The sequence below is a fragment of the Paenibacillus sp. FSL R5-192 genome (genome assembly GCF_000517845.1).
GTDB lineage: Bacteria > Bacillota > Bacilli > Paenibacillales > Paenibacillaceae > Paenibacillus > Paenibacillus amylolyticus.
In genome coordinates, this window is the sequence record NZ_ASPR01000002.1 from 57,707 (window position 1) to 70,785 (window position 13,079).

Below are 13,079 nucleotides of genomic sequence, written 5' to 3' on the forward strand. Positions count from 1 at the left end.
AGAGCACTCTTACACCGAATGTCCCAGTGCTCCTCCTGAATTCCAATTCCTTATGGATATACCGGTGTCATGTTCAGCCCGAGGTTCTCCTCCCATCCCATCATCAGGTTCATATTTTGAATCGCTTGCCCGGAAGCACCCTTCACCAGGTTGTCGATGACCGAAATAATCGTTAAACGCCCTGTGCGAGAATCCACCGCAAATCCGATATCACAATAGTTGGATCCGTACACTTCTTTGGTAGAAGGCCAGATGCCCGGTTCACGTACACGTACGAAAGGTCGGTTCTCATAATATTTGCGGTACAAATCCACGATCTCCCGGTCGCTGTGTTCCCCAACGAGGTTTGCATACATCGTACTCATAATTCCACGTGTCATTGGCACCAGATGTGTTGTAAAGGTAACCGTTACAGGCGTTCCCGTTATACTGCCAAGCACTTGTTCGATCTCGGGAATATGTTGATGTTTATTCAGTTTGTAGGCTTTGAGATTCTCATTCATCTCTGCATAATGATTTGTCAGACTTGTTCCACGTCCCGCTCCGGATACGCCTGATTTGGCATCAATTATAATAGTAGAAGGATCAATCCAGCCTGCCTCTACAGCAGGGATCAGTCCAAGAAGTGTAGCCGTTGGATAACAACCTGGGTTGGATATAAAATTCTGTCCCTTCACTTCTTCGCCATACACCTCAGCCATGCCGTATACCGCTTGTTCCAGCAAATCAGCTGAAGGCGCCGGATGTTTGTACCACTCTTCGTACACTGTTCCATCCTTGAGTCTGAAATCGCCAGACAGATCAATGACCTTAAGGCCTGCTGCCAGAAGGCTTGGTACGAGCTTTGCACTTACGCCGGACGGGGTCGCTGTGAATACCAGATCCGCACGACTCGCAATTTCAGCCGGATCTACACCGTCGAGTGGCCTGTGAATCACGTCCGTCAAATGCGGAAATCCATCTGCGATGGACTCACCACTGCTCGATGATGAGATCACCGATGTGATTTCAACCTGCGGATGGTTCTGGAAAAAACGAATCAGCTCCACCCCGCCGTAGCCGGTGGAACCGACGATTGCTACTTTTAATTTGTTATTCACTCTCGCTCCCCCAATCTCGATGTATGCGCTACTTGTGCTATGTCCTTGCCTGAAGGATACTTGAACACAGCAATTCCGTCGCTTATATGCATATTTGTGTATTATTATACGACTCTGGTTATATAAATACAACACTCTATCATCAATTTCACATGGATTTCCATCCAATCCGAACATATCTTTTTTTAACATCCGGGACGAACAGGTATACATCTGTTAAAATACGTATTAGTAGGAAACATTACAATCAGGGTCTCATTCATAACTAACCTGCTAATCAAGGACATATGAATAGATTCATGATGGTCATTATGAGACGTGGGGGACTATAGTGCATATCGAAGCCATTTTACTTATTGTGCTCCTGGGCCTGAATATTATTTTTGCAGCAGCAGTCGTTTTCTTCGAACGGAAGGATGCCAGCGCTTCCTGGGCTTGGCTGCTTGTCTTGAACTTTATTCCGGTGTTTGGGTTTGTACTTTATCTTTTAACCGGTCAGAACCTGACCCGATATCGGCTTTTCCAGTGGAAAGAACGTAAGAAACTCGGGCTAGAGGAACGTATTGAAGCCCAGCTCACACAATTGCACGATAACCGCACGCCCTTCCGCAACCAAGCAACCGAGAGTAGCCAGGACATGATCTATATGAACCTGAAGCAGAACGGTGCTCTGGTGACGGAAGATAATGCGGTCGAGATCATTACGGACGGAACAGATAAATTCCAGCGGCTCTTGGACGATATCGAAGCGGCTCAGGATCACGTGCACGTGCAATACTACATTTATAGAAGCGACCGTCTGGGCAAAAGAATTCGGGATGCACTCATCCGCAAAGCGCGGGAAGGCATCAAAGTTCGTTTGCTGTATGACGCGCTCGGATCACGGCGGGTATCAAAACGCTTTTTCAAAGAATTGCGCGAAGCAGGCGGTTTGGTTGAAGTCTTTTTCCCCTCCAAATTCAGTCTGATCAACTTGCGTATGAACTACCGGAACCACCGGAAGATTGTCATCATCGATGGTAACCTTGGGTACACGGGCGGATTTAACGTTGGAGATGAGTATCTTGGCTTGAACTCGAAATTCGGTTACTGGCGTGACACACATCTGCGTATTCAAGGGAACGCCGTTCATGCGCTGCAGACCCGTTTCCTCTTGGATTGGAATGAAGCGTCCAAGCAACACGACACACCTTATGTTCCGGCGCATTTCCCTCATATCGAGGGTACAGGAAAGATTGCCATGCAGATTGTCTCCAGTGGACCGGATGCAGAGACTGAACATATTAAGAACAGTTATCTCAAGATGATTAACGGGGCCAAACAATCGATTCTGATTCAAACGCCTTATTTTATCCCGGATGCCAGTGTATTCGAAGCTATTCGTCTCGCGTGTCTGTCCGGCATTGATGTTCGCATTATGATTCCAAATAAGCCCGACCACGCCTTTGTATATTGGGCTACGCTATCTTATATTGGTGAGTTGCTAAAAGTGGGCGCCAAAGTATTTATATATGATAATGGCTTCATTCATGCCAAAACACTTATCATTGACAGTTTGGTTGCATCCGTGGGAACCGCCAATATTGACTACCGCAGTTTCCGGTTGAACTTTGAGGTTAATGCTTTTATGTACGATGAAACGATTGCGACAGCACTTGTACAAACCTTTGAGCACGACCTGCATGTATCGCGGGAAATGACGCTCGATGAATACCAAAAACGCAGTTTCATTATCCGCTTCAAAGAAGCCATTTCCCGTCTGCTATCTCCGATTTTGTAGCGGTCAATATTTATAGTAGAAAGCAGGCACATCCTCTACCTCTATTTCGGTGAAGGATATGCCTGCTTTTTTCTTGTCTTGAAATTCCAAACTTATGAGCCTACGCGGCTCAATCACTAGTTTTCAACCCGTTCACACATGTTCTCCCCGCTTAAAACCTTCGCCAAGCACTTCGTGCGCATTACTGATAATGACAAAAGCTCCCGGGTCCACAGACCGGATCAATGCCTTGAGTCTTGGCACTTCATTTTGCCCAACCACGACCATCAGTACGGTTCGTTGGTCGTCGGTGTAACCGCCTTTTGCCTCCAGCTTTGTTAATCCACGATCCAAGTCATCCAGAATCACTTTGCTAATCGCTTCGGTCTGGTTGGAGATAATATAAGCCACCTTGGAAAAGCCTAGGCCCATCTCAACGGCATCGATCACTTTACCGGTAACATACAACCCAATTAGTGCATAGAGAGACTGTTCCAATGACAATACAAAAGCAGCCATAATAATAACCGTAGCATCCATAATTACGACACAAAGAGAATAACTCAGTCCGCTGTATTTCTGTACGATTCTGGCAAGAATGCTCATGCCACCTGTTGATCCTCTACCTCGGTATACAATTCCAATCCCTAAACCAACGCCAATCCCACCATACAGTGAACCAAGTAGCGGATTCGTTGTTGGAATGGCCCAATCCTTCGTGAGATAGACTAACAGTGGCAGGACAATACTGCCCAGTACTGAACGAATTCCATACTGCTTACCAATAAGCAGGAAACCCGCAATCAAAAGTGGGATATTAATTGCCCATTGGGTATATGCCGGCTCCCAATTAAGCCACTCCTTGCCCAGGATCGATAACCCGGACACCCCGCCCGAAGCAATCTGATTCGGTAATAAAAATAAATTAAAGGCCACGGCAATTAAAAACGAACCTAAAATGATAGATACCGTATCCACGACGTTTCTCCATGGACCATTGAGTGGAATGAGGCTAGTTATCCTCTTTTTGCGGTTATTATGAAATTGTGATCGTTGTTGCATGTTCTCGTGCTCTCCTTTTATGTGACTGATCAGTTGTTCGCTCATTTTTTCTATCCTATAAAATTATTCAAAAAAAAGCTCCCGTATACACCAGCATACGCCTACACGTATGGGTCCATACAGGAACTTATATTAATCGGTTTCTACTTTAATCTGGCTACGCAAATAACCATCGATGAATGCATCGAGGTCGCCGTCCATTACTGCCCCTGTATTTCCAGTCTCTACGCTTGTACGGTGATCCTTTACCATACTATAGGGATGGAACACATAGGAGCGAATCTGGCTACCCCATGAAATATCCGACTGATCTCCTCGGATTTCATCCAGCTGTTGTTTTTGCTCTTCAATTTTACGCTCATACAATTTCGAACGAAGCATCTTCATCGCCCGCTCACGGTTCTTGATCTGTGAACGTTCATTCTGACATGTTACAACTACACCTGTCGGAAGGTGGGTAATCCGCACGGCTGAGTCGGTGGTATTGATATGCTGTCCACCCGCGCCACTCGCACGGTAGGTATCAATCTTGAGATCCTCTGTTCGAATGTCCAATTCAATCGTATCATCAATCTCAGGAACCACATCACATGATACGAAGGACGTATGTCTACGGCCCGATGAGTCAAAAGGAGAGATCCGCACCAGTCGGTGTACACCCTTCTCGGCTTTCAGATAACCATAAGCATTGTGCCCCTTGATCGATAGCGTGACGCTCTTGATCCCCGCCTCATCTCCTGGCAGATAATCCAGAACCTCAACCTTGAAGCCACGCTTCTCGGACCAACGTGTGTACATCCGGAGTAACATCTGTCCCCAGTCCTGTGACTCGGTACCACCTGCCCCCGGATGAAGCTCTAGAATGGCATCCATCTTATCATACGGCTGGTTCAGGAGCAGCTGAAGTTCGAACTCTGCCACCTTGCTCACGATCGCTGTGACGCTTCTACCGATCTCTGCAGCGAGGTCCTCGTCGCCTTCCTCGTCAGCCAGTTCTACCATCATCACCGCATCATCATAATCCTGTTGGAGTTTGGTGTATTGATCCACAGATCCCTTCACCGCATTTAGCTCAGCGATTACGGATTGCGCCTTGTCACTGTCGTCCCAGAAATCGGGGGCAGACATCTTCACTTCGAAGTTGCCAATCATCTCTTGCTTCAGATCTAAGTCAAAGAGACCCCCTAAGGTTGGTTAGTTTCTTGCCTATTTCACGCAGGTCATGCTTCACGTTTGGATCGATCATGTGCAATTCCTCTTTTCATTAAGATAAGCTCCCCGCATCCAGGGCATTCCTCCAGATCAAGTAAGTGATGCGCCACCCTGGTGTTGAGACTACTGTTATATCAGTATATCTCTTCCCCGTGATCATGGTCATATTATTATAACTATGCACCATTAATCGGTTTTGCATCCTTCACTTCATCCTATGGAATACCCGGCTGCAAGGAGCCATTCATGTCATTCGTGTATAAATGAACCCTTTAACTACTCTTGACCGTGGCAGTGTTTGAACTTCTTACCACTACCGCATGGGCATGGATCGTTACGTCCGATTTGGTCAGAAACCTTCACTGGACGTTTCTCAGCAGGCTCACCGCTTGTCGAGATCTGACTTTCCTCAACAACCGCTTGACGCTCCTGATTGCTCTCGATCTGTGCTCTCATCACATATGTCGCTACTTCTTCCTGAATCGAAGCGATCATCTGATGGAACATCTCAAAGCCTTCGAACTGGTACTCACGCAGTGGATCTGTACCGCCGTAGGCACGAAGGTGGATACCTTGACGCAATTGATCCATTGCATCAATATGATCCATCCACTTGCTGTCTACTGCACGGAGCACAACCACTTTCTCGAACTCACGAACCATCTCTTCGCCAATTCGCTCTTCACGTGCATTGTACTTGTTCTGAACTTTCGTGAACAGGAACTCGATGATCTCTTCTGCTTCCTTACCCCACAGATCATCTTTAGTTATGGAACCATCGTCCAGCAATTTGCTGTTCATGTAATCAGCAACTTCCTGAAGCTCCCAGTTTTCCGGGATATCGTCACTACAATGTGCTTCAACGATACGTTCAATGGAAGGCTTGATCATATCCATAACGATCTGTTTGATATTTTCGGACTCCAGTACCTCGCGGCGCTGTTTATATATAATTTCACGTTGTTGGTTCATTACATCATCATATTGGAGAACGACTTTACGCACGTCAAAGTTGTTACCTTCAACACGCTTCTGCGCTGATTCTACTGCACGGGTAATCATCCGGCTCTCGATCGGTTGGTCTTCTTCAAAACCAAGACGCTCCATCATGTTCAATACATTGTCTGCACCGAAACGTCTCATCAATTCATCACCCAGTGACAGGTAGAATTGTGTTGAACCCGGGTCACCTTGACGTCCCGCACGGCCACGTAGCTGATTATCAATCCGGCGTGATTCGTGACGCTCTGTACCGATGATATGAAGGCCGCCTACTTCAGCTACACCATCACCCAAGATAATATCTGTACCCCGTCCTGCCATGTTGGTTGCAATCGTTACTGCACCCGCTTGACCAGCTCCTGAGATGATCTCTGCTTCTTCCGCGTGGTACTTGGCGTTCAGTACCTGGTGTTTGACACCACGGCGTTTAAGCATGTCAGACAGGCGTTCAGAGTTCTCAATGGACACTGTACCTACCAGAATCGGTTGATTCTTACTGTGGCGTGCCACGATCTCTTCTACAACGGCATTGAACTTGCCATCGATGCTCTTATACACGACATCTGCCATGTCATCGCGTTTATTCGGACGGTTGGTTGGAATTTGCAGTACTTCGAGACCGTAGATTTTTTTGAACTCTTCTTCCTCGGTTTTCGCTGTACCCGTCATACCCGCAAGTTTACGGTACATCCGGAAATAGTTCTGGAAGGTAATCGTAGCAAGCGTCATGCTCTCATTTTGTACTTCAATGCCTTCTTTGGCTTCAATCGCTTGGTGCAATCCATCACTGTAACGACGTCCAGACATCAGACGACCTGTGAATTCATCGACGATCATGACTTCCTCATCACTGACAACATAATCCACGTCACGACGCATGATTGCATTAGCTTTCAAGCCCTGTACAATGTGATGGTTGAGAGTTACATTGGCATGATCATACAAGTTCTCGATACCAAATGCTTTCTCTGCTTTTGCCACGCCCGCCTCAGTCAACGCTACGGATTTCACCTTAATGTCTACCGTAAAGTCTTCTTCCGGCACCAAACGTTTCACAAAACGATCTGCTGCATAGTACATATCCGTCGACTTCTGAGCTTGTCCAGAGATAATGAGTGGCGTACGCGCCTCATCGACCAAGATGGAGTCTACTTCATCAATGATACAGAAGAACAATGGACGTTGTACCATTTGCTCTTTGTAAAGCACCATGTTGTCACGCAGATAGTCAAAACCAAACTCATTGTTCGTTCCGTACGTAATATCACATGCATATGCATGTTGTTTCAACGCATGGTCCATACCGCTGAGGTTAACCCCAACCGTCATGCCCATGAATTCATAGATTTGTCCCATTTCTTGGCTATCCCGCTGTGCCAAATAGTCATTGACTGTGACCACGTGTACACCTTTGGACATCAACGCGTTCAGATATACCGGAAGTGTTCCTACCAGCGTTTTACCTTCACCCGTTTTCATCTCGGAAATACGGCCTTCATGCAGAGCGATACCGCCCAGCATCTGTACATCGTAGTGACGTTTGCCCAGCACACGGCGTGATGCCTCACGTACGGTTGCAAATGCCTCTGGAAGAAGCTCATCTGTTGTTTCTCCCTTTTCAATACGAGCACGGTATTCGTCCGTTTTACCTTTCAGTTGTTCATCAGACAACGCCTGAAATTGTGGTTCCAGTTTATTGATCACATCGACCGTCTTCATCAGACGTTTAACATCACGTTCATTCATGTCGCCGAAGATCTTTTTGACAAGTCCTAGCATGGTATACCCCTTTCGTGCAAAACAGAATAGACCCCCTGTTGCCGCCACGCGACACCATCGGATGGATATTGCATCCACTTGCCCGGGGGTGACAAACAATATAAAAAGTAATATGGATGAATCAACTCCAGGCTTGCCAAGGGTTCTCATGAAGCTGATTCGGTATTCAAACGGATTCGGTTATTAAAAAGTAGCCGAAGCCCGAGCCTTGCGAATCATGTTCATGGTGCTGTGCCTGTCATTGATTATGATTAGCGATCATTCGTTGACAATTCCTCATCAGGACAATGATTCTCTTTGCATAAATTGTAACAGTTTGTAAGAGCCGCCGCAACACGCCACGGCACACTTCTTTGAACTTCTGAGACATATCAAACTGAGTTTAAGTGCAAAAAATCATAGTCGTTAGCGGAAGCGTCCGATTGTCATGTTTCGTTTTGCAGGATAGACAGCTCTGTCAACGAATTTTGATGGTAAATTTGGATGGAAATCTCAATATCCAGTTCTCGAATGTAGGTATACGAATATTTTCGTAAGCATCGGAATCTGGTGATAAACTTTTACAGTTTGTGCTTCTTCTTACTATCTATTAGACGCAGCAGCATAGGGAATAGTTTCACCATTTTATTTCCAAAGATCATTTCCCAGCTTCTCTACGCACAAAAGAGCCCCATCCCCTAAGGGATGGAAGCTCTTGTTAAGTCTAATTCAGGAAAACTACAGTCCCTGTCTTCATTATTATTAGATATTCATACGCAAATCCGATCCGATGATCCTGTACGTTAAGATTAACCTTGTTCGATCAATCCGTACTTACCATCGTTCCGTTTGTAAACAACACTAACTTCTTCACTGTCAATGTTGGAGAATACGAAGAAATTGTGACCAACCATGTTCATTTGGAGGATGGCCTCTTCCACGTCCATTGGTTTCAACATAAAGCGTTTCGTCCGTACGACTTCAAAATCATCGTCATCCGTATCCGTATCCAGTTCAGCAGTAGCTACAGTACCTGTTGGATCTTCAACGAAGAGTGTTTTCAGGCTACCTTCCTGGCGGAACTTACGGTTAATTTTTGTTTTGTGTTTGCGGATCTGACGTTCCAGCTTGTCCACCACGGAGTCAATGGATGCGTACATATCGTCGCTCTCATCCTCGGCGCGGAGCACAATGCCTTTCAAAGGGATCGTCACCTCTACCGTATGCAAACCTCTCGTCGTGCTCAATGTAACAGCACCGTCAGAGTTAAGGGGTGCATCGAAATACTTCTCGAGTCTACTCAACTTTTTGTCGACATAATCCTTCAAAGCATCAGTAACCTCGATTTGTTGACCTCGAATACTTAAATTCATAGGGCACTCCTCCTTTTTCCTTTGCCACTTCATTATAACACGAATGTAAGCGCCATGTAAAAACTCCCGGTGACCGAATAATGACATCTGTTCAAGCCACATCTGCCAACGTAGGCATAACGCCATATTTCGCGATATTTCATCATATTCAGCCATAATCGAATATTTACTTGGTATGAATTATTAGGCGCTTGATGATGTAATTAACCCATTTTGAGCTTGCTCAATCTAATATGTAAAATGAACTTCAATCTATCTCTTGAATCTATTAAATTCAATAGAAAAATGTTCCTCGGATGATTCTCAAATCTCTAATCTATTGAAACAAAAAAAGACCCCGGAAAGTACCGGAGTCTGATGCTAGCGATAATTCAATTTGGTAACCATCTAACCATATATGTAGGTCGGATTGTCCGGATGATTATAATTTGATTACGTTAGCTGCTTGCGGTCCACGTGCGCCTTCGACGATGTCGAATTCTACGGATTGACCTTCTTCCAAAGTCTTGAATCCTTCGGTTTGAATTGCGGAGAAATGTACGAATACGTCGCCGCCATCTTCAGTCTCAATGAAACCGTAACCTTTTTCTGCGTTGAACCATTTTACTTTACCTTGCATGCACTAACATTCCCTTCGTCATCAAATGAAGTGAAGCTTTCGGCCTTAACCTCTGCCCACAATTCAGATAATACCATCCAAAGTTATCCATTGTCAATTGGAAAAGTAAATGTTTTCTTGGAATTTTTTGTAGATTAATTGGGGTTTGTGTTGAAAGGTGATGGAATAGAATTGTTATTTTAGATACTCTCTCGCTTTTACTAAAAATGGTAGTGCACTGATCGAATAATTTCTCTCCAAAATTTTGGTATTCATTTCTCCGACTAGCTCACAGAAAATCTTCCGGCCACTTTTTTTCCAATAAATTCAAGAATGTTCAATAGTTTGTTTTTGGAAAAACTACTGTTTGAATCATGCCTGACTCTCCACAACAGTTCAGGATTACCTGAAAAAACGTTTGACCCAAACCACTATAAAATATAGATAAGTCTGACAACGAACACGACTCTAACATGCACAATGGAATGATTTGAATACCATTTTCATCTAGCCCGAAATGAATCATTATATGCTTTCCATGATGTTGCATAAGTGTGTTGCTCGTTGTTACGTGTATTAGGGCGTGTCATCAAACCCAGGCAAGTCACACCATAATGGAAGCCAGAGTCGAAAAACTTAAATGTACAGCCAATTTATCGTAGCGAGTTGCTCATACCCATGTCAAGTAGACAGATGAAAAAAGCTATGCTGCAAGTGCGCGCTGTTTGAGTTTGGCTTGAAAGTGTCGGCAGTTGTAATTGTACATGTATTCTTCCACGGCTTGTCGAATCTCTGCTTCTGAATTACACTGGTGAAGGTACAGCTTCTCTCTCTTGAGAAGCGAATCGTAGTTCTCCCACTGGCTCAACGATTCTCCTTTACTAGATTTGGATACCGCTTTTTTTAAAAATAATCCACCTGTGCTTGAAGATAAACTCGTTCTTCCTCTACGCTGCCAAAGTTTTACGTGGGCGTCCCTTCAATGAATTCGGGGCACTGCTTTTTCGCTCAACGAACGCTTCCCCGTTTTTTCCACTTACATACCCACGCCTTCAATTGTGAACAGGCTCGAATTACCTCGTGCTCAGCAACCACCTTGTAACTTGAAGAACCTTCGACAAATGATATAACTGCATTCCATTTGAATTCTTCGGTATACGCCTGTCTTTTTCGCCATAAAAATATCCCCTCCAAGTGTCACTTGAACCCTCATCATATCATGAAGTTTTTTTAAAATATCTACTTAGAGGGGATAATACCAAGTCGTAGTGTTCAGACTCTCTAAGGGGCTAACTAGATATATGGACTGAGAGTGCTGTCCATCTCTTTCTTCCACGACAAAAAACAAGGCCTCACCTGTTGTACTAAATGACTTTCGAATAAAACCCATTCTTCATTATTAAAGTACTCAGCGACTTTCAAAAGAGAATTTTTGAACTCTTCATTAACTGAGATTAAATTATTTTCACTTAAGAATTTAGAAAACTTACTCATTTGTAAATTTATCGCCGTATGTGCTTTTAGTATATCCAATATAACTCTAAAAATATTATTGTAGTCACCATCTGATATTGTAGCAACAATATAGTCTAAACCTTCTTCTATTGAATCACAAATATCTAATAATTGAGACATTACGTGAAAAGAATTAATCAAATTATAATCTGTTTTTATGTTATCTGTTATGGTGACGTTCATTGTATAGTCATTTTTGAAATTAAAAATATAATTTTTGTTACCGCAATTAAACAAATTGGTTTTATTATCCAAGAATTCGTTTTTACTAGTTTCTTTAACCAATCCATATTCCCTCTCCTGATCAGCAACATGATCAAATAGTTTTCGTAGAGAGGCATTCATTGCGTGTCCATATGTTTTATATAATTCACCATCAATATCACTCTTACCCACTCGTTTGTAGTAAGTAGAATTGTAATTCATTAAAAGAGTAGCCAGTTTATCTTTATCTTCCACCGAGGCAATGTGGTCCTCTTGGCAATGAAAAATATAATATCTTGTATTTGATTTAACCCTATGCTCTCTGATTAACAAATTACGAATCTGCTTGTGAGAGTCCCCAAAATAGTAGGGTGAAGTTTCATCCATAATTGTCCATGGGTTATTATAGGAAAAAGGTATCGTATACATCTTGTTATCGACATTTACATTAACATCGAAATCACTTTCTAATATTTCTCTACCCACAATATATTTCATTACAGAACGTGAAAAGCCTGAGTTGTCAATTATGACTGAGAAAGTATTTGGTGCAAATTTCCCGCATAACATAGCTATATAACCGCCGTAAGAAGAGCCATAGGCGATTATTTTTTTCTTATTTACTACAGGGTAATTTTTGAGAACTTCACCAAGTACAGTTAGATAATCCAACGCAGGTAAGAATCCAAAAGACTGATACTCTTGACGTCCAGTGAGCTTTAAAGCTTGACATTGAGGATCTAACTTGGAGATTCCTTTGCTTGCAAGCAGCTTACCCACTTCTATATAGAACTCGTTTTCTGAGGAAATATTATCCCAGTAGGAATAAGGAATGCCATATACTTTTTCCATATTACGAAAAAAATAGTCATCCAATTTCATCTCAGATCCACGGTAAATACCAAAATAATTCAAAGAAACTACAATACAATTATACTTTTCAGCAAGATAAGAATTCAATTTTTCTGATTGATAAATTGAATTGGCAAGCCCGCCAAAACCTGGAATGGTCAATATTACCCCAGTTTCTTCAGTTACACCGACACTTGGCAGCGTGATATAATAATCAAGTTCTTCTCTTACAAAACCTAATTCAATATCTTCATGAGGTTTAATTTTATATTTCAATGTCCCCAAAGTATATCCCCCAATTCTATATTGTTAACGCACTAAGTATTAATTAATTGACATTATCGTAATTATCGGAAAATCAATTCCCTTTGTTTAATTTGCTTCTATTGGATCGGATCCCCTTAAGTCTGGATACATACTCTCTTAATCTCAAACTTCCATAGCTTTTCAAATTCCAATTGAACCGCGTCAATTGGAATGGACTGAATCAGGTTCTTTTTGTAGAACTCAAAGGGATTTAGGTCCTTAATATTGGAATTCATTCTTCTTTCGTTGTAGAGGATCATGATTGCAGTAATAATCTCATACGCCACATCATTAGGTAGGAAAGTCTTAACGAGATAGACAATCCTCTTGAGGAATCC

Annotated in this window: 9 protein-coding genes; 1 reads left to right on the forward strand and 8 read right to left on the reverse strand. The window is 43.2% G+C overall.

Features of this window, described 5'->3' with window-relative positions; translation table 11 throughout:
- Positions 1–50: 50 nt before the first annotated feature.
- On the reverse strand, positions 51–1,100 hold the full coding sequence (gene argC / locus C161_RS00405; protein ID WP_036667729.1) for an N-acetyl-gamma-glutamyl-phosphate reductase: 1,050 nt from the start codon (positions 1,098–1,100) through the stop codon (positions 51–53).
- A 331-nt stretch (positions 1,101–1,431) separates the two neighbouring features.
- Between argC and cls the strand changes: the two genes are divergently transcribed.
- The gene (gene cls, locus C161_RS00410; protein WP_036667730.1) at positions 1,432–2,880 is read left to right on the forward strand and encodes a cardiolipin synthase; all 1,449 of its coding nucleotides are present in this window, start codon (positions 1,432–1,434) and stop codon (positions 2,878–2,880) included.
- Positions 2,881–3,012: 132 nt separating this feature from the next.
- Here cls and C161_RS00415 read toward each other — a convergent pair whose 3' ends face one another.
- The 7 genes from C161_RS00415 to C161_RS00440 all read right to left on the reverse strand — a co-directional run bounded on the left by C161_RS00415 (position 3,013) and on the right by C161_RS00440 (position 12,720).
- On the reverse strand, positions 3,013–3,921 hold the full coding sequence (locus tag C161_RS00415) for a YitT family protein (protein WP_036667731.1): 909 nt from the start codon (positions 3,919–3,921) through the stop codon (positions 3,013–3,015).
- Between the two features lie 132 nt (positions 3,922–4,053).
- Positions 4,054–5,167 (reverse strand): peptide chain release factor 2 gene (gene prfB, locus C161_RS00420; RefSeq protein ID WP_101313559.1). Its coding sequence is split into 2 segments (ribosomal slippage): positions 4,054–5,094 and positions 5,096–5,167, totalling 1,113 coding nucleotides; the frame shifts between segments, so codons are not numbered across the junction.
- A 242-nt stretch (positions 5,168–5,409) separates the two neighbouring features.
- Positions 5,410–7,914, reverse strand: a complete 2,505-nt coding sequence (gene secA / locus C161_RS00425; RefSeq protein ID WP_036667733.1) for a preprotein translocase subunit SecA — start codon at positions 7,912–7,914, stop codon at positions 5,410–5,412.
- Positions 7,915–8,702: 788 nt separating this feature from the next.
- Complete coding sequence (hpf, locus tag C161_RS00430) at positions 8,703–9,266, reverse strand: ribosome hibernation-promoting factor, HPF/YfiA family (RefSeq protein WP_036667734.1); 564 nt, start codon at positions 9,264–9,266, stop codon at positions 8,703–8,705.
- A 421-nt stretch (positions 9,267–9,687) separates the two neighbouring features.
- Positions 9,688–9,885 carry a cold shock domain-containing protein gene (locus C161_RS00435; protein ID WP_017691992.1) on the reverse strand — a complete coding sequence of 66 codons (198 nt, stop codon included), beginning with the start codon at positions 9,883–9,885 and terminating at the stop codon, positions 9,688–9,690.
- A gap of 682 nt (positions 9,886–10,567) precedes the next feature.
- Positions 10,568–10,732 (reverse strand): IS3 family transposase, encoded by a 165-nt coding sequence (locus tag C161_RS32245; protein WP_156946069.1) that lies wholly within the window; start codon positions 10,730–10,732, stop codon positions 10,568–10,570.
- Positions 10,733–11,157: 425 nt separating this feature from the next.
- Positions 11,158–12,720, reverse strand: coding sequence for a DUF2920 family protein (locus tag C161_RS00440; protein ID WP_036667735.1), 1,563 nt, complete (start codon positions 12,718–12,720; stop codon positions 11,158–11,160).
- Between the last annotated feature and the right edge of the window lie 359 nt (positions 12,721–13,079).

What these genes read in the sequence shown, in the direction of transcription:
- hpf (WP_036667734.1), bottom strand. Translation starts at nt 9,266, where the DNA reads ATGAATTTAAGTATTCGAGGTCAACAAATCGAGGTTACTGATGCTTTG.
- C161_RS00415 (WP_036667731.1), bottom strand. Translation starts at nt 3,921, where the DNA reads ATGCAACAACGATCACAATTTCATAATAACCGCAAAAAGAGGATAACT.
- secA (WP_036667733.1), bottom strand. Translation starts at nt 7,914, where the DNA reads ATGCTAGGACTTGTCAAAAAGATCTTCGGCGACATGAATGAACGTGAT.
- C161_RS00435 (WP_017691992.1), bottom strand. Translation starts at nt 9,885, where the DNA reads ATGCAAGGTAAAGTAAAATGGTTCAACGCAGAAAAAGGTTACGGTTTC.